Origin of the sequence: Brucella pseudogrignonensis, assembly GCF_002252525.1 — a bacterium.
Classification (GTDB): domain Bacteria; phylum Pseudomonadota; class Alphaproteobacteria; order Rhizobiales; family Rhizobiaceae; genus Brucella; species Brucella pseudogrignonensis.
Genome location: NZ_NNRM01000039.1, coordinates 21087 through 39095, shown reverse-complemented (window position 1 = coordinate 39095; position 18009 = coordinate 21087). Strand labels below are relative to the sequence as shown.

Below are 18009 nucleotides of genomic sequence, written 5' to 3'. Positions count from 1 at the left end.
ATCGACTGGCATGCATCGCTCGCAAAGCATCAACTTCCTCCTCTCCTGAGACCGCTTTCTCATCCGCTACTCTAGGCAACGCATGAACCTAAAATTACAGGCTGCGGGATCCCTCGAGCTCAAGCGCGCGTGTCTGCGTTTTCCATACCGCATGAACTGCAGCAAGGGGAACGGTTCTTGTTGCGTGGACGGTCACCTCTCTTTGGCTTCCAATGATAGCACTAAGGCATCTCTGAAGCCGCGAGTGAGGAAACCGTCCATGGAGTCGAATCCTTATGCCGGCAAGTAAATTTCCCGAACGCGGGAGTCTCCTGCCAGTCTTTCGGCAGGACCAGATACGTGGATCTGACCATGCTCGAAGGCATAGACATAATCGGCAATTTCGAGAGAGAGATCCACGTTTTGTTCGACTAGAACAATCGATACCCCTGCCTCAGCCAGCTTGATAATAATCTCAAAGATCTGGTGAATGATGATCGGTGCTAACCCCAGTGATGGTTCATCCAGAAGTAACAATTCTGGGTTGCCCATCATCGATCTTGCAATGGCCACCATCTGCTGTTGCCCACCGGACAATCGACCAGCTTGACTTTTACGGCGCTCCGCGAGCACTGGAAACAACGTATAGACATGGTCAAACAATTCAGCTTCGGTCTTGCCGCGCTCTTCCAAAAAGCCCGCCATCAGGTTCTCTTCGATGGTGAGGTGCTGGAAGACCGCGCGCCCCTCTGGACAATGGCCAAGGCCGCGTTTCGCGATCTGATAAGGCTTCATCCGGTCGATACGCTCGCTTTTGAAGCTGATTTGCCCAGAGGTGATCGGACAAACGCCGCTAATTGAGCGTAGAAGCGTGCTTTTGCCAGCCCCATTCGGACCAATCAGCGAAACGATTTCTCCTGCATAGAGCTCAAGATTGATGCCATGCAAGACTTTCACCCGACCGTAACCGGACTCGATTTGCTCGATTGCGAGCAGCGGTTTCGATGTCACTGATTGCACCTGGCTGGCCAAGATAAGCCTCCTGAACTTGCTGATTGTTACGGATGTCGACGGGCGACCCATGCGCCAGAACACTACCGCGGTTCATCACATAGATTTCATCCGATATGGACATGATGAGTTTCATGTCATGCTCAATGAGCACGACGGCGATGTCGCCCGATTTCAGGTCGACAATGTGATGCTTGAGTTCTTCTGTTTCGCCGTGATTAAGTCCTGCGGCAGGTTCATCCAGGAGGATGGCATGCGGATCATTGACCATCGCACGGGCAAGTTCGACAAGCTTTTGCTGCCCATAGGCGAGCGATCCGGCAAGCCTTTGCGCATGATGCGAAATGCCAAGTTTTTTTAGGATGGCGTGGCACTTTTCCCGTCGATGCGTTTCGGCACTCCTTCCCGGAAGGGCATCTGCGATCAGCGCCGAAATAGTAGGGGGAACAAGGGCTACTTCCAGGTTCTGCATGACGGTCATTCCATCGAAAAGACGGATATTCTGGTATGTCCGACCCAGTCCTGCATGGGCAACTGCGTGTTTTGGAAGCCTTTGTAATTCGACACCGTTAAGAACGATCCGTCCTGACGTCACTTGATAGGACCCTGCTGCCATATTAACCAGCGTTGATTTACCCGCACCATTCGGGCCGATTATCGAGGTGATTTTCCCTGGCTTCATGGAAAGCGAAGCATCATCGACCGCCTTATGTGCCCCGAAGGCTTTGGTGACATGTTCGAAAGTTAGCATCAACGCCCTCCCAGTTTTGCGGCGAGCCATGACGGACCATATTGGCGGCTTATAATGCCCATAGGTCGTAGCAGGATAACACAGACGAGCGCGATGCCGAACACGAGTTGCCGATAGTCCGCATAGTCACGCATGAGTTCGGGAATTAGCACCAGGATGGCTGCGCCGAGGATTGCGCCGAATGGATTGCCGAGGCCGCCGACCACCAACACGAGAACAATGGTGAGAGACTCCCAGAAAGTAAAGCTTTCAGGGCTGACGAAACGTTGCATGGATGCGAAGACAACGCCGCAGATTCCTCCGATCACCGCACTGGTTGCAAAGGCTACAAGCTTGACCTTCGTTGTGTTGATACCGCAGCCACGGGCGGCGTCCTGATCCTCACGGACTGCTGACAAAGCAATACCAAGTGCGCTCTGCTGCAACTTCCAAACAAAAAGGAAGGTGATGATCAACAGGCCGATAAGCAGATAGAGGAAATCGAGTGGGGATGAGATCGTCCAGCCAAGAAGTTTCGGCTCGTCGATACGTGCGATTCCCTGTGGTCCGTTTGTCAACCAGTTCAGATTATTCATGAGAACGCGAATGATTTCACCGAAGCCAAGGGTGACAATCGCCAAATAGTCGCCACGCAGTCGTAGCACGGGGATACCAAGGAGGATGCCAGCGATACCTGCCAGAACTGCACCAATGACCAAAATAATTGGAAAGGGCAGGTGTAGCCCCAACTGATCGGAGGCCAAAAGCGCATAGGTATAGGCGCCAATTGCGTAAAAGGCGACGTAACCGAGATCCAGTAGTCCAGCATAACCCACAACGATGTTCAGACCCATTGCCAGAACGGCGTAGAGAAGGATCGTGTCAAGCACGCGCAACGGATAGGTCGGCAGGAACTCCCCCAGAAGGATGAGTGCGAGGGGGATTATTGCAAGCAATAACAGGGTTCGCCCCCAGGCGTTGCTTGTTGGTACGGGAGCGCTATCTGCGCTTTTGGGAGGGGCTTTAGAAATCACTTTTGTACACCATCGTTTCTTCACTGACCTTGGCGCCCAGTAATCCGGACGGACGGAACAGAAGGATGAGAACAAGAACGGAGAAGGCGAAAATATCACGATATTCCGTGCCGATGACGCCACCGGTCAGACCGGGTAAAAGAGCTGTTGCGAAGGTTTCAATGAAGCCAAGCAAGATGCCGCCTAGCATTGCTCCGGGAATAGAGCCGATGCCGCCGAGAATGGCTGCGGTGAAGGCTTTCATGCCGATCACAAAGCCCATTGTGAAGGTCGCAACACCGTAATATGACGCATAAAGAAGACCTGCGACGGCACCGAGGCCCGGTCCGATAAAGAAGATCACCGAGATCGGAATATTCGGATTGATACCGATGAGCGAAGCGGTGTTGGCATTTTCCGCAACCGCTCGAATGCGGATACCCATACGGCTGCGATTGACAAACAATTCCAGTGCAACCATCAGGATAAGTGCGATTGCAAGGATCGTAATCTGTTTCCATGTAATGATGATGCCGCCGATTTCGACCACACCGCTTGGTAGCATTGACGGATAGATTATCGGACGACGCCCTGCGATAAGCATGACGACATTTTGAATAATAATAGCCATGCCAAGCGCTGAAAGCATTGGGGCGAGGCGCGATTTATTGCGCAACGGTCTATATGCTGCGACTTCAATTGACATGCCCAGAATGCCGATGACGACGAAGGCGAGAATGCCCACAATGACGGCTGCACCTGGGAAACCGGAAATCCCTAGCGAACCACTGAGAAAGACAGCGACGAATGCGCCTGACATGAACATTTCGCTATGCGCGAAATTGATCAAGCGTAAGACCCCGTAAACCATCGTGTAGCCCAGCGCGATGAGGGCATAGATTGATCCGACTGTCAGCGCATTGACAGTCTGCTGAAGAAGGAAAGAAGACATCTGTGAAGCCTCGATTGCCGAGGAGCGCTTAGGAAGAAGCACAGCACAGCTATGCTCCAGGGGATCCAAGCGCACCGTTTCCAAGTTGGGACAGCAAGCCTCCAGCTGCCGCGAGAGGCTTGTTTGCGCCAGATCAGCGTTACTTCACGAGGGCGAATTTGCCGCCATCAACCTTGTACAGGAAGATGAAAGGGTTGGTGAGTTCACCATCTGGTTTGAAGGATACGGTTCCAACCATGGTTTTAAGATCGGTTTTCGCGATTTCTTCTGCAATTGCCTTGCGTGTTAGCGGCGCGGGCAGCTTCTTCATGGCTTCCAGGATCACTGACGCTTCAACAAAGCCATAGGCTGAGTATGGTCCTGCGTCTTCACCGAAAGCATCCCGATAGGATTTCGCGAAGGCTTCGAGTTCGGGTGATGAGTCGTAAGGAGGAGCCTGGAACGAAACGATCGCACCTTCGGCATTCTCAGCGCCAGCGCCATTGATGAAATCAGAAGAGAACGCGGAATCTGCACCAAAAATAGTCGACTTGATGCCAAATTCGCGTGCTTGTTTGACGAACAGGCCAACGGCAGGCATCACGCCACCAAAATAGATGACATCTGGATTTTCTGAGCGAATGCTGGTGAGTAGAGCAGAGAAATCAACGTCGGTCTGTGTAACACCTGAGAAGGAGGTTACATTGCCGCCGTCTTTTGTGAATGTGTCGCGGAATACTTCGGCAACCCCCTGACCAAATGCCTGTTTGTCATGGATGATGGCGGCTGATTTGGCTTTCAGTGTGTTGATTGCATAGTCAGCAGGGGCCGAGCCTTGAGAAAGGTCGTTGGCGATCGGGCGGAAGAGATTCTTGTAACCCGATTGCGTGACTTTCGGGTTCGAAGCATTGGTCACCTGTGGAAGGTCGCAGCGATGGTAGACATCGGACGACGGAATGGTCACACCGCTATTGAAATTTGCAACCACACCAAGCATTGCGGCATTGTCGCAATGTTTTTGTGCAATCAGTGTGCCTTGCTTTGGGTCGCCATTATCGTCGTCGCGCTGCAGGACGACCTTTTCACCATTGATCCCACCCGCGTCATTCACCTGACGCACGGCGATTTCCATGCCGTTCATCCAAGTCACGCCGAAGATTGACTCGGCATTGGTTAACGGACCGGCTGCGCCGATGATGATATCCGCATGGGCAGCACTCGTCAGACCCGCAACGGCGATCGACGCTGCGAGAAACTTTCTATAAGCTTTCATCGTAACCCTCTTTTGTTTTTTTCTAGCCTTCATGGGCCGGTATTATTTTTATTTTTGCGGATTGACCGTCATCCGCCGACGCCTTTTTGCTTTCGGGCAATTGCCTTAAGCGGTTTGCTGTTCCCGTTGATCTGATCTGCTTTCGATCAAGGATTTCATAAGATTGTTGGCAACGCGCTGGATATGCTTGCGCAATGTTTCGACCGCTCGTTCGGCGTCTTTCAGCTTCGCATAAGCCAGAATGGCGCGATGGTCGGAGAGTTCGAGCTCGACGTCCTGGGCGACTGCGATTTGAAGGTTGATATAACGGTTGGCATTATCGTGGACGCTTTTGAGCAGCTTCAGTGCGACCGTGCGACCGCTCGGCGCATAAAGCGTTTCATGAAATTGCCAGTTCAAGTCACCCCAGTTTTCAACGTTGCCTTCCGTGAGCGTTTCGTCAGTCAACTGTTCTGCACGACGTAAATCGGCTTCGGAAAGACGCGGTATCGCCATTTCGAACAGCCATGTTTCGAGATGAATTCGGATGTCAAAAAGTTCCTGAATCTCCGCCAGTGACAGGGCTTTAACGACGGTTCCCTTGTGCAGTTCAGACTGGACAAAGCCTTCTGCCTCCAGCTGTCGGATGGCTTCGCGAATGGGAATACGCGAAACTCCGAGCTCGATCGCCAATGCTTCCTGGCGTAGGGGAGTCCCCTCCGCGAGTTCGCCAGCAATAATTCTGCGGCGCAGCTCCACCACGATTTGGTCAGTGAGGGATTGTCTCCCGATCTTTTTTGTCATCCGGCTCTCCATTTCCAAATTGGATACAATATGCAAAAAATAGAGTCAACTCTGAAATACAATACCAACCAACACGAAATATAGAAAAATAATTTCAATAAAGGCGTTGACGGCGGTGATATTTCCGATCATGTTGGATATTGTATCCAATATTGACGAGCAAAAGCTCGCGCCGGGGAATTGAAATGATCAATAAAGACACACGCGCCGTCGCTGGAGAGGGTCCTTGCGGGGACGTGCTTATCGTTCAGCCGGGTTCAGCGGAAAGCTACTGGCAGCCAGTGCCTGCGAATGGTTCAATCGATGTTATTTTCGCCCCGCATCGCGTTCCGATGGAGCACCCGATTGGTTTTGGAACGCAGACTGTTCCGCCGGGTGGCTATGTCCGTGAACATGCCCACGATCAGAATGAGGAAGTCATCTTCGTCGTGTCCGGCAACGGGCGTGCCGTGATTGATGGTGAGAGTCATGCAATGAACCCGGGCTCCGCATTTTTCATCGGCAAGAACCGTCGTCATATGTTCATCAATGAAGGCGAGACCGATATTGTTTGGACCTGGCTGATAGTGCCAAATGGTTTGGAGGATTTCTTCCGCCTGATCGGACGTGACCGTTTGAAGGGGGAGCCTGCACCAGCGCCGTTCCCGCGGCCTGAGAATGTGTTGCAGATTGAGCGCGATACCGTTTTTGCGGCTCCGCCATCCGATCCTTACAAGGTCTAACTACGAAATTCTCCCCGCCAGCAAATGGTGCTGGCATCCCCAGAAGCTTGAAACAATCCGCAACGCTGTGGGTTGGCCGGCTAGTTATGTTCGAGGAAAAAATGCGTCTGAAAGACAAAATCGCCATCATCACCGGTGCCGGTGCGGGTATTGGCAAGGCTGCCGCTCAAATTTTCGTTCGCGAAGGGGCAAAGGTCATTGTCGCTGATCGTGACGGGCAAAAGGCTTCGGCGGTTGCCGCTGAACTCGGTGATGCAGCACTTGCCTTTACCGTTGATGTTTCCCGCTCCGACGAGGTGAAGGCGATGATCGATACTGCGGTCCGCAAATTTGGGCGGCTCGATATTCTGGCCAACAATGCCGGATATGGTATCCCCGGGACCGTCGTGAATACAGATGAAGACGATTGGGACGCATTGATGGCTGTCAATCTCAAGGGCGTTTATCTTTGCTGTAAACACGCCATCCCGGTAATGGCAGCACAAGGCGGTGGCACAATCGTCAACACCGCCTCCAATGTTGCAACTGTCGGCATCTTTGATCGCGCAGCCTATGTGGCCTCGAAGGGCGGTGTCGCAGCTCTTACCAAGGCTATGGCGCTGGATCATGCCAAGGAAAAAATTCGCGTAAACTGTGTGGCACCGGGTGTCACTTGGTCGAGCTATTTCGAGAAAATGGTCGAAACAACGCCTGATCCCGATGGCTTCAAAAATGCATTGAAAGCCCGTTCTCCGATCAATCGTTGGGCAGAACCACAAGAAATCGCAAACTGCATTTTGTGGCTAGCATCGGATGAAGCGTCCTTTGCAACGGGGGCTATGTTCACCGTTGATGGCGGCATGTCGGCCTGGTAAGCGCTATGACGATATTCACCGTTCCCGTTCCAAACATAGCACTACTTGGTTTCGGCGCCATCGGAAGGGCTCTTTGTAGCAAGCTTCTAACCTACCGTTGCCAGATCGGTGTGCTGTTGCGCGACGGCCCATCAGCACCGGAACAGTCAGGCGTCCGGTTTTTCAACGACGTGAATGCGCTTTTGGCGTCAGAACCTTCTGTTGTTATCGAGGCCGCCGGACAGGATGCGTTAAAAGCATTCTGCCCGGTTTTCTTAGAAGCGGGAATTGATGTGATTGCGGCCTCTGTTGGTGTCATTGGCGACGCCGATTTCGAACAAAGAGCGGCGGAAGCAGGTCAGAAAAGCGGTGCTCGGTTAATCTTCCCGACAGGTGCTGTCGGTGGTCTTGATTACCTTCATGTTGTCGCTCAGGCTGAAGATCTCAGCGTTGTTTATACGTCGCGAAAGCCGGTCTCTGCTTGGGTGGCTGAACTAGAGAGCCTTGGGTTTGACCCGCAGAAACTAAGCGAAGCCGTCCTACTTTATGAAGGCGATGCATTGCGCGCAGCAGAGCTCTATCCGCGTAATCTGAATGCCGGCTTGACGATTGCACTGGCTGCAGGTGTGGCGCGCACGGCAGTCAGGGTTGTGGCAGACCCGGCGGTTTTGTTCAATACGCATGAAATTGAAGCACGAAGTTCATTTGGCGAAGCCTTCATGCGGTTCGCCAACCTGCCTTCGCCGGACAATCCAAAGACCTCGGCAATCACTGCCGCCAGCCTCTTGATCGAAGCCACACGTTATTTTGCCGAGCGATTAGCTCCGGCGTGATGAATGGATGGAATGCTGAATGAGCAATGTTGTCATTGCAGGTGCAGGAATAATAGGACTGAGCGCAGCGCGTGCTTTGATCGCTGACGGGCACAGTGTCACGATCGTTGACCGCGATCCAGCGGGTGACAAAGCATCTTTTGGCAATGCGGGCGGTCTGGGCGTTACCGAAATCGTACCCGCGAGCGTGCCGGGCCTTGTCTGGAAACTGCCAGGCTGGTTGTGTGATCCGCTCGGTCCTCTTTCGGTGCATCCTGCACATTTCCCAAAACTTGTGCCTTGGCTTGCGCGTTTCATGCGCAGTGGCTCACAATCGAAAATGTTACGGATTACCGAGGCTCTCGCAGCACTCACAGCACCCGTTTACGATGATTACCTGCCGTTGCTGGAGGAGCTGAAACTCACCCATGAACTGCATCAGGTTGGTGCTTTGTGGGTCTATGAGACTGAAGCAGCCTTTAAAGCAGATGCAGCAGATCGTGATCTCAGACGCCGCTACGGTATTGTTTTTGATGAGATGGACGGCGATGAAGCGCGCAGGTTGGAACCAGCTCTTGGAAAGGCGGTTCTTCGTGCAGCAATGACACCGCAATGGTCGCATTTTGATGATCCCAAACGTCTCGTCGATCGCTTGCGGACGCTTGTTGTCCGGCGGGGTGCAAAGCTTGTAACCGGCGAAGCGCTTGCAGTGGACGGCAAGCGATTGCGTTTGGCTGATGGCAAAGCGATTGACTTTGATCATTTGATCATCGCGGCCGGCGCATGGTCAGCACGTCTTGCGAAGACGATTGGTGATCGTGTGCTGCTCGAAAGCGAACGCGGCTATAATGTGACAATTCCCGATTCTGGCGTTTCGCTTACGCGTGAAGTTATTTTCGCTGAACGTAAGTTCGTGGCCACACCGATGGATATGGGATTGCGTATTGGCGGCGCTGCCGAGTTTGCTGGCCTCGACACTCCCCCCAATTATGCGCGTAGCGATGCACTCGCCAAGTTGGCGCGCATTTATCTGCCTGATCTCAATGCGCATGAAGGAACGCGTTGGATGGGGCATCGTCCGACGACACCGGACAGTCTGCCAGTGATCGGACATTCGCCGCAACGCAAGGACGTGATTCATGCCTATGGTCATAGCCATGGGGGGCTGACACTCGGGCCAACCACCGCTCGTCTTATTGCTGATCTCGTCGCCCGAAGGCAACCCGCCATTGATCTTTCACCTTTTACCGTCAGCCGGTTTTCCTGATCTGGAGCACAATATGAATCCTCATACCTTTATCTGTGTCGATGCCCATACCTGCGGTAATCCAGTCCGTGTGGTCTGTGGTGGTGCGCCTATTTTGCCGAATGTCAGCATGGCTGAAAAACGCCAGATCTTCCTGCGTGACCATGATTGGGTGCGCCAAGCGCTGATGTTTGAACCACGCGGACACGATGTTATGTCTGGCTCGGTTCTTTATCCACCATCACGCGACGATTGCGATCTTGGGGTCTTGTTTATCGAAGTGTCCGGCTGTTTGCCGATGTGCGGGCATGGTACAATTGGCACGGTCACTGTGGCGCTCGAACAGGGGTTTGTTGTCCCCAAGACCGAGGGTAAATTGGCCCTGGAAGTTCCTGCGGGACGGGTCGAGGTTGAATACAGGCGCAATGGTCGTTTCGTTGACGAAGTTCGCATTTTCAATGTCTCTGCCTATCTTCATGCCAGCGAAGCGAAGATCGATGTGCCCGGTATTGGCGAGCTGGTGGTCGATGTTGCTTATGGTGGTAACTTCTATGCCATCATCGAACCACAGAAGAACTGGGCTGGTCTCGATACGATGAGCGCTGACGACATTCTCAAGATCAGCCCACTGGTGCGTAAACTGGTGCAGGAAGCCGTAGCTCCGGTTCATCCCGAGGATGATCGCATTGCCGGTGTCAGTCATGTCATGTGGGCGGATAACGGAAAACACCCTGAAGCCGATGCACGCAATGCGGTGTTTTATGGGGACAAAGCAATTGATCGTTCGCCATGCGGAACTGGTACTTCAGCGCGCATGGCGCAGCGTGTCGCTAAAGGCATGCTGAAAGATGGCGAGAATTTTGTTCATGAATCGATTATCGGAACATTGTTTCATGGTCGCGTGGAGAGCGCTGCGGAAGTTGGCGGTCGCCCTGCTATTCGGCCAAGCATTGGTGGTTGGGCGCGGGTAACAGGCTACAACACGATACTGGTCGATGAGCGCGATCCGCTTGCCTTTGGCTTTCAGGTAAAGTGAGCGGACATGATCCTCGAAGAACGCGATTATCACATTGTCCCGGGCCGCATTGCGGAATTCATCGCGACCTATGAACAGCTTGGCCTTAAAATCCAGACAGAAATTCTCGGCGGCTTCATTGGCCATTTCATCTGCGATATTGGTGAGTTGAACCATGTCGTTGCACTCTGGCGTTACGAAACCATCGCCGATCGTGAGGAAAGACGCGCACGCATGCTCGCCCATCCGGGATGGCAAACCTATCTCGAAGCGATCAAAGGGATGATCGAGCGCCAGAATATCCGCATTCTCAAACCTACTGCAATTTCACCAATGGTGTAGCCATGAAAGCTGTTTTGCCTGCTCTTGTTGATCTTGTCCCTGAACGTATGAAGCCGGGCGCTGATCTTATCGCTGAAGGCAAAGCGCTATCCCGCGACTGGCGTGTTGGCGGGAATGTGTTCCTCGAAACAAACAACGTAACAAGCGAGGCTGAATATAAGCGACGCAAGGCCGCTGAAGGCAAGATAATGCAGCATGCGCATATCGGCTTTCGCAGCGTTGAGCGCACTGTTGACGCAATTGGCGAAGTGCATGGCACTTGTGCCAGCCGTGGTGTGACGGTCGATCGTTTCGGGATTACACTTGACTGGTCGATGGGCTATCCGGTTGCCTTGCGCAAGGATCGCCCGAAAGGAACAGGCATCGTTCTGAATGGAGCGGAGGATTTTGCCCGCATCACCAATGCAGCGCCTGCTGCTGCGCACTTTGGTGATTTCATGCTTGGATTGCCAGGCGCCATTGAAAATACAAAGGGTGCGCTGGCAGCAGGTGCCACAGCCATTGGCAATCTGGGGCAGTATTTTACGTTTCGTCTGCCTTATTGGGATGACGATGTTTCGACGACAGAAGCCGCGGTGACAGCGCTTGGTTTAATCGCCGCACAGGATCAGGAGGTGCTCGTTCATTCCAATCTGGATGACGGGTTTGCCGGACTGTTTGCAGATATGAGTTCAGCGCTTGGCATGGTGTTGATCGAGCGTCATATCGTCGAGCATCTGATCGGTGGACGCATGTCGCATTGTTTTGGCCACCATTATACAGCACCTTTGATACGCATGGCTTTCCATAAGGCCCTGGCGACATTTAGCGATGCGCCGGGTACCATGCTTTTCGGCAATACTGTGAGCTATAAATCAAGCCCTGCAGGCAATTTCGCAAGCCTTGCCAGCTATTTGCAGGCAGATATCTGGGCCTTGGCGCGGATTCCTACAGGCCATGCAATCAATCCGGTTCCTGTGACTGAAAATCAGCGCATACCGGATATTGATGAAATCATCGATGCGCAGACTTTTGCGACCCGCATGGCTGAACATGCGATCCCGACCGCCAGACTGATTGATCTGGCACAGGTGGATAAAGCTGCCGATGATCTGATGGAAGCCGGGCAGCGTTTCAGTCAGAATGTTCTGTCCGGTCTTGAAGAAGCTGGCGTCAACATCAACGACGCGGCAGCGCTTATGCTTGCCTTGCGTCGTGTCGGGCCGAAGCGGTTGGAAAGCCTCTATGGTGCAGGTAACGAAGATGCGACAGCCTGGGGTGGTCGTCGTTCTGTCATGCTGGCCGAGTGGGTCGAAGAGCTTGAAGAAAGTGCACATGAATGGATCAAACGCGTCCCTGAGGCCGTACGCACCACCATTGCTGAGAGCGGCTTACGGGGATGCGTTGCCTCATCCGATGTGCATGAACATGGCAAGAATCTGATTGAGCGTCTTCTTGGCATGAGTTCCATCGGCATCATTGACGGAGGCACCTCTGCGGACCCCGAAGCCGTAGTTGCGACAGCCCTTGCCGAGAAAGCGGATTTTATCGCCATTTCGACTTATAACGGCATTGCACTGCGCTATGCGCGTGATGTGCTGGCAGCTCTCAAAGAGGTTGGTTCTGATATGCCAGTTCTGATTGGCGGAAGGCTCAACGAGATACCTGAAGACTCCAATTCGGGGCTCCCGGTGGACGTTAAAGCCGATATCGAGGCTCTGGGTGCTTTGCCTTGCGAGACGCCTGAAACGATGACGAAGTTTATCGAGAATTTCATAAACACCAAAAATGAGGGAACAAGAACATGACGGGTTGGACAGGCGTATTTCCGGCAGTTACTACAAAGCTCAAGCAAGATGGTGCGCTTGATCTTGATGCAACTGCTGCTTCAATAGATCGTGTGATCACCAATGGCGTTTCCGGCGTCATTGTTCTGCCAATGCTGGGTGAGAATGCATCGCTCAGCGCGGAAGAGCGTGATCAGGTTATTCTGGCAGCAAAAGAAGCTGTCGCCGGGCGTGTTCCGCTGCTCTCTGGCCTCGCTCAGATTTCGACGGCTGATGCAGGTGCTGCAGCACGTCATTATGAAAAGCTTGGCGCTCAGGGTCTCATGGCCTTCCCGTCGCTTGCCTATAAGACGGACCCACGGGAAACCGTGGTCTGGTACAAATCGCTTGCTGCAAGCAGCGATTTGCCGATCATGATTTATAATAATCCCATTGCTTATGGTGTGGATGTAACACCGGAAATCCTTAAACAGTTGGAGGAAATTCCTTCGATTGTCTGTATCAAGGAAGAGTGTGGCGACATCCGTCGCGTGACTGATCTATACAATGCATGTGGCGACCGTTTCTCAGTGTTCTGTGGCGTAGATGATCTTATCGTTGAAAGTCTGGCATTGGGTGTCACGGGCTGGGTTTCCGGGATGACCAATGTCTGGCCTGCCGAATGTGTGAAGCTGTTCAACCTTGCTTCGTCTGGCAATTTTGATGAGGCACGCACACTCTATCGCTTGCTGACGCCAGCGTTCCATCTCGATACGCATGTGAAGCTGGTTCAGTACATCAAGCTTGCGGAACAGCTCGTCTATGGTGCGCCGGAATGGGTCCGCGCGCCGAGACTGCCACTGCTGGGTGCGGAACGTGTCCATGTCGAAACTGTCGTGAATGACGCAATTGCCAAGCTCGCATCATTGAAGGGCTAATTCATGCGTTTTTCAAAGATGGTCAATGTTGTCGGCGTTCATGCTGCCGGTGAATTAAACGAGGTAATCACTGGCGGTGTTCTCGACGTGCCAGGCGCTTCAATGTTCGAAAAGATGCAATATCTTGAAGGCAAGGCTGATGATCTGCGCAATTTTCTACTCAACGAACCTCGGGGTAGGGTCACGCAATGCGTCAACCTTGTCCTGCCAGCCACAAAGCCTGAAGCGGATGCTGGCTTTGTTATTATGGAGTCGGATTTTTACGTGCCAATGTCTGGCACCAATACAATTTGCACTGTAACAGCATTGCTTGAAACTGGCATGATCCCCATGAAGGAGCCAGAAACAAAACTGGTTCTGGAAGCTCCGGCGGGTGTTGTACCGGTGACGGCGCAGTGCGAGAACGGGAAATGCATTAGCGTCACATTTGAAAATGTTCCATCCTTCGTCTTTGCGCTGGACGCAAAGGTTGAAGTGCCGGGGCTTGGGACAATTACGGTTGATGTCGCTTATGGCGGGATGATTTATGTGCTGGTCGATGCGGCATCCATCGGCTTCAATATCGATAAGGCCGAAGCATCCCGGCTTGTCGAGGTCGGCGAGCGGATTAAAAAAGCCGCCGCTGAACAGCTTCCGGCGATCCATCCGGAAAATCCGGAAATCCACACGATCAACCAGACGCTATTCGCAGGGCCTCTAGAAGAGCACGATGGTGTCAAGCGCTCCCGCAATGCTGTAATCGTCTCGCCGGGTCGTATTGATCGCTCGCCTTGTGGCACTGGCACAAGTGCACGGCTGGCGGTAATGCATGCGCGTGGTCAAGTCGCCATTGGTGAAACATTCATCCATGAATCGATCATCGGTACTGAGTTTATCGGTCGCGTGCTTGGGGAAACCACATGTGGGGGGAAGGGGGCCATTTGTCCGGCGATCACCGGTCAGGCATGGATCACCGCTTTTCATAATTATGTGCTCGACCCGACAGACCCGTTTCCTACTGGGTTTCGCCTCGGCGATACCTGGCCGGGCAACTGATAGAGAAAGAACGCCAAATGTCGATCGCTCTGGCAGATGATGGCTGCCGTCTGTATTATGAGGTGAAGGGTGAGGGGCAACCGATCGTTCTTATCCCGGGTTTAGGGGGCGATGGCCGCTTCTGGGCTGGTGTCGAGAAGGCCCTCAAAGGGTTTCAGATCATCACAATTGATCATCGCGGGGCGGGGCGAAGCGACCGCCCCGATAACGGCTATTCTATCGAGCGGATTGCAAGCGATGTGCTGACTATTCTTGACACGGAAAAAATCGATGGCGCGCATCTGGTTGGCCATTCCACCGGGGGAACGGTCGTACAAACCATCGCGCTTGATGCCCCTGAGCGTGCCAGATCACTGGTGATAAGCGGAAGTTGGGCACGTCCGGATGCGCGCTTTCGAGCGCTTTTCCTGTCGCGTTGGGAAATGATGCAGAAGGGTGAGGTGACGGCCTATCAGAACCTCACACATGTGTTTGGCTATACGGCGGATTGGATAGCCGCACATGAACTCGAACTTCGTGAGGCAGTGACGAGCGCCGCCCATTATCTTGCGCCATATAAGGTGACTGCGCAGCGCATTGCAATGTTGCTTGATTTTGATCGGTCGCAAGAGCTGGCCGCGATTAACCAGCCCACGCTTCTCCTTGGCGCGCGTGACGATATCATGATCCCATATCATCATATCGAAGAACTGCGTCGTTTGATTGTGCATTCTGAGATGCAAGAAATGCAGGGCGGTCACTTCTTTCCGCGTTTGGCTCCGCAAAGGTTTGCTGATGTCATTACTATTTTCTTCAACTCGACGTGAGCCTAGCCTGGTTTCTGAATTCCCACTCCTTCCTGCCACATCAGCGCCCGTAAGGGTAAAGCAGGGAAAAGGAATGGCTATAATCTGACTTAGCCAAGATTGCCAACCGTGTGCTATGAAAGGCACCCCCGCGGGCTGACAACGATAGTGAGGTATAAAATCAGGTCACAGCTTGCGTATAGCGACGAAGGTGATCAAGCAGGCTTGCTGTGTAACCAGGGAGTTGCAGTTCATTTCTGACGCAAAGGTAGAGCTTTCGATCGGCCCAGTTTTCGTCAATTTCTGCAATGTTAATACCCATATAGCGCCCGTAGCGAAGCGCCGCCGTTTGAGGGACGACTGCGATGCCTGCGCCGCATTCAACCATGTGACAGACGCTTTCAAAGTTCTCTGCGCGGGTTCGATAATCAACCGCGCGGCCGAGTTCATTGGCAAGCCTGTTCATGAACTGCATCAGGGCCGTGTGCTTGGGTAGACCAATCAGTTTGAAATCGAGGATTCTCGAATAATTCACCGGTGATGCCGCGAGCGGATGATCGGGCGGTGTGACGAGAACCAGCCTGTCGGGCACAAAACGCCAACGTTCCAGGCCGCTCATGTCAGCAGAAGATGCGACAATGCCAATGTCGGCTTCCCCGTTCCTGAGCAGACTCACCACTTCCAGACTGGGCTTATCCTCGACGCTTACGGTCACATCGGGGTTTGCTGCAAGAAAGGTCCCGAGTGCATGCGGAATATGTTCCGCTAACATATTCGTGTTCGACAATAACCGTACATGCCCCCCACGCCCGTCGGCCAAGTCATCGAGTGCGGTCTGTGCCCGCCGCGCATCGTCGATAAGCTTGCGCGCATTTCGCGCAAAGATTTCTCCTGCCAGCGTTGGGCGAATCCCGCGACCGGTTCTTTCGAACAGCTTGAGATTAAAGGACTCTTCGAGTTTCTTGAGGCGCGCACTGACTGCAGCCACCACAATATTGTTCTGGCCTGCAGCAGCGGTCAGGCTCCCGCCCTCAATGGCAGATACGAAGATGCGCAGATCCACAAGGTCGAATTTCATATGTTTATCTTTCACGAATGATGAAAGCAGGTTTTAGCAAAGACTGATTTTCTTATCCAGTCACTTAGAGCTATTCCAAAAACCCAGTCGCGGGACACTGCATACACAACTCTCTGAATTATCGAAGAGAATAGGATTATTCAAGAAATCTCGATTCTTGGATTGTTATGCTTTTACCGTTTCGAGCGAGGCCGACAGGTTGTTTTTTGAAAGAAAACGGCTGAACGCTCGCATTGAATTGTTCATGCTTCATGAAAGCTTGTTTAGAATGTCGCAATCAGGCAGGTTCAAGCAACAATCCGTTGCACTCCGTCCTTCATGGAAAGCACGCCTCGGCGCAACAGCCATTTCCATCATGGCACTCGGATCAGTCGCAATGGCCGATGAGCCTTCTGCGGAACTCATTGCCAAGGGGCGGTATATTGCCACCGCATCAGATTGTGCAGCCTGCCACACGGCCCCTCACGGCGGTCTCCCATTCGCTGGCGGTTATGGGATCGCATCGCCGCTTGGCACGATTTTCTCGACAAATATCACGCCGTCAGAGGCTGATGGCATCGGCAATTACACCGAAGAAGAATTTGCACATGCAGTTCGTGATGGTGTGGCGAAAGACGGTTCACATCTTTATCCGGCCATGCCTTACACGGCCTATGCGAAGATGACCGACGAAGACGTGAAAGCGCTTTATGCCTATTTCATGCATGCGGTGAAACCGGTCGATCATCAGCCTCAGAAGACTGAACTGCCGTTCCCGTTTAGCGTACGGACATCGATGGCGGCATGGAACCTTCTTTTCCTCGATAAGACCCGTTTCACGCCGGATTCCAATAAATCAGTAGAGTGGAACCGCGGTGCCTATCTCTCCGAAGCGCTGGCCCATTGCAGCACCTGTCATACACCCCGCAATGATCTGATGGCCGAGGAGGCGAGCCAAGCACTTTCCGGTGGTTCGCTCGGTTCCTGGTATGCGCCCAACATCACCGCTGATCCTGTCAGTGGCATTGGTGACTGGTCGCAGGACGAACTGGTGCAATATTTGCGCACAGGTCACGTTGCGGGCAAGGCGCAGGCCGCAGGCCCTATGGCAGAAGCCATCGAACACAGCCTCCAGCATCTGAGCGATGACGATCTCAACGCCATTGCGGTTTACGTCAAGGATGTGGCGCCGGTGTCTTCCGGAGATAAAACTCCGCGCGACAAGTTCGGCAAGCCATCAGTGACTGAATATGCGCTGCGCGGTCTTCCAGGGGAAGAACCCAATGAAAGTGGCTTTCGAATTTTCAGTGGCGTTTGTGCGAACTGCCATCAGATGAATGGGGAAGGCAACAAGCATTATCCGTCGCTGTTCCACAATACGGTTACCGGTGCTGATCGTTCTGATAATCTGCTTTCTGCAATCATATTTGGTGTCAATCGTACCGTCGACGGGGAAACGGCATTCATGCCGGGCTTCGGAGCAGATGCCTTCTACACGGATCAGCTTTCCGATCAGGATATTGCCGACGTCAGCAATTATGTGCTGGGGCAATACGGCAATCCGGATGTCAAAGTGACGCCCGCAGACGTCAAACTGATCCGCGAAGGGGGACCGAAGCCGCTCCTCGCCAAGCTCGCGCCATTTGCCGCACCGGCAATCGTGGCCGGCATTTTGATCCTGATCGCGCTGATCGTCTGGCTGCTTCGTCGCCGCAATCGTGCCGTGCGCGCCTGATCAGCTTGTTTTCTTATTTGCCCA

General features: G+C 53.1%; 18 protein-coding genes. 11 read left to right on the top strand and 7 right to left on the bottom strand.

The window, feature by feature from the left end; genetic code table 11:
- Positions 1-273: 273 nt before the first annotated feature.
- From CEV34_RS16340 to CEV34_RS16315, 6 genes are all read right to left on the bottom strand, one after another.
- Positions 274-936, bottom strand: a complete 663-nt coding sequence (locus CEV34_RS16340) for an ABC transporter ATP-binding protein (RefSeq protein WP_094544029.1) — start codon at positions 934-936, stop codon at positions 274-276.
- On the bottom strand, positions 908-1741 hold the full coding sequence (locus CEV34_RS16335) for an ABC transporter ATP-binding protein (RefSeq protein ID WP_094544028.1): 834 nt from the start codon (positions 1739-1741) through the stop codon (positions 908-910). The genes CEV34_RS16340 and CEV34_RS16335 overlap by 29 nt, the downstream gene beginning before the upstream one ends.
- Positions 1741-2676, bottom strand: a complete 936-nt coding sequence (locus tag CEV34_RS16330) for a branched-chain amino acid ABC transporter permease (protein WP_235819092.1) — start codon at positions 2674-2676, stop codon at positions 1741-1743. Before CEV34_RS16330 ends, CEV34_RS16335 begins: the two co-directional genes overlap by 1 nt.
- Positions 2677-2743: 67 nt before the next feature.
- The gene (locus CEV34_RS16325) at positions 2744-3685 is read right to left on the bottom strand and encodes a branched-chain amino acid ABC transporter permease (RefSeq protein ID WP_094544179.1); all 942 of its coding nucleotides are present in this window, start codon (positions 3683-3685) and stop codon (positions 2744-2746) included.
- Between the two features lie 139 nt (positions 3686-3824).
- Positions 3825-4937: a branched-chain amino acid ABC transporter substrate-binding protein gene (locus CEV34_RS16320; protein ID WP_094544027.1), complete on the bottom strand. Its 1113-nt coding sequence runs from the start codon at positions 4935-4937 to the stop codon at positions 3825-3827.
- Positions 4938-5042: 105 nt separating this feature from the next.
- Complete coding sequence (locus tag CEV34_RS16315; protein WP_094544026.1) at positions 5043-5720, bottom strand: GntR family transcriptional regulator; 678 nt, start codon at positions 5718-5720, stop codon at positions 5043-5045.
- Between the two features lie 185 nt (positions 5721-5905).
- On the opposite strand from CEV34_RS16315, the gene CEV34_RS16310 reads away from it, so the two are divergent.
- The 10 genes from CEV34_RS16310 to CEV34_RS16265 all read left to right on the top strand — a co-directional run bounded on the left by CEV34_RS16310 (position 5906) and on the right by CEV34_RS16265 (position 15214).
- The gene (locus CEV34_RS16310; RefSeq protein WP_094544025.1) at positions 5906-6442 is read left to right on the top strand and encodes a cupin domain-containing protein; all 537 of its coding nucleotides are present in this window, start codon (positions 5906-5908) and stop codon (positions 6440-6442) included.
- Between the two features lie 101 nt (positions 6443-6543).
- Positions 6544-7296, top strand: coding sequence for an SDR family oxidoreductase (locus CEV34_RS16305; RefSeq protein ID WP_094544178.1), 753 nt, complete (start codon positions 6544-6546; stop codon positions 7294-7296).
- 5 nt (positions 7297-7301) lie between these two features.
- Complete coding sequence (locus CEV34_RS16300) at positions 7302-8108, top strand: aspartate dehydrogenase domain-containing protein (protein WP_094544024.1); 807 nt, start codon at positions 7302-7304, stop codon at positions 8106-8108.
- Positions 8109-8127: 19 nt separating this feature from the next.
- Positions 8128-9354 carry an NAD(P)/FAD-dependent oxidoreductase gene (locus CEV34_RS16295; RefSeq protein WP_094544023.1) on the top strand — a complete coding sequence of 409 codons (1227 nt, stop codon included), beginning with the start codon at positions 8128-8130 and terminating at the stop codon, positions 9352-9354.
- Between the two features lie 13 nt (positions 9355-9367).
- Positions 9368-10369: a 4-hydroxyproline epimerase gene (locus CEV34_RS16290; RefSeq protein ID WP_094544022.1), complete on the top strand. Its 1002-nt coding sequence runs from the start codon at positions 9368-9370 to the stop codon at positions 10367-10369.
- Positions 10370-10375: 6 nt separating this feature from the next.
- Positions 10376-10690 carry an NIPSNAP family protein gene (locus CEV34_RS16285; protein ID WP_094544021.1) on the top strand — a complete coding sequence of 105 codons (315 nt, stop codon included), beginning with the start codon at positions 10376-10378 and terminating at the stop codon, positions 10688-10690.
- A 2-nt stretch (positions 10691-10692) separates the two neighbouring features.
- Positions 10693-12477 carry a cobalamin-dependent protein gene (locus CEV34_RS16280; RefSeq protein ID WP_094544020.1) on the top strand — a complete coding sequence of 595 codons (1785 nt, stop codon included), beginning with the start codon at positions 10693-10695 and terminating at the stop codon, positions 12475-12477.
- On the top strand, positions 12474-13373 hold the full coding sequence (locus CEV34_RS16275) for a dihydrodipicolinate synthase family protein (protein WP_094544019.1): 900 nt from the start codon (positions 12474-12476) through the stop codon (positions 13371-13373). The genes CEV34_RS16280 and CEV34_RS16275 overlap by 4 nt, the downstream gene beginning before the upstream one ends.
- A gap of 3 nt (positions 13374-13376) precedes the next feature.
- Positions 13377-14408, top strand: coding sequence for a proline racemase family protein (locus CEV34_RS16270; protein ID WP_094544018.1), 1032 nt, complete (start codon positions 13377-13379; stop codon positions 14406-14408).
- A gap of 17 nt (positions 14409-14425) precedes the next feature.
- Entirely contained in the window at positions 14426-15214 is a 789-nt protein-coding gene (locus CEV34_RS16265; RefSeq protein ID WP_094544017.1) for an alpha/beta fold hydrolase, read from the top strand.
- 160 nt (positions 15215-15374) lie between these two features.
- Here the strand turns inward: CEV34_RS16265 and CEV34_RS16260 are convergent, their stop codons facing one another.
- Positions 15375-16271, bottom strand: a complete 897-nt coding sequence (locus CEV34_RS16260; RefSeq protein ID WP_094544016.1) for a LysR family transcriptional regulator — start codon at positions 16269-16271, stop codon at positions 15375-15377.
- Between the two features lie 268 nt (positions 16272-16539).
- Here CEV34_RS16260 and CEV34_RS16255 point away from each other — a divergent pair, with 268 nt between their 5' ends.
- The gene (locus tag CEV34_RS16255; RefSeq protein WP_094544015.1) at positions 16540-17985 is read left to right on the top strand and encodes a c-type cytochrome; all 1446 of its coding nucleotides are present in this window, start codon (positions 16540-16542) and stop codon (positions 17983-17985) included.
- Positions 17986-18009: the final 24 nt, after the last annotated feature.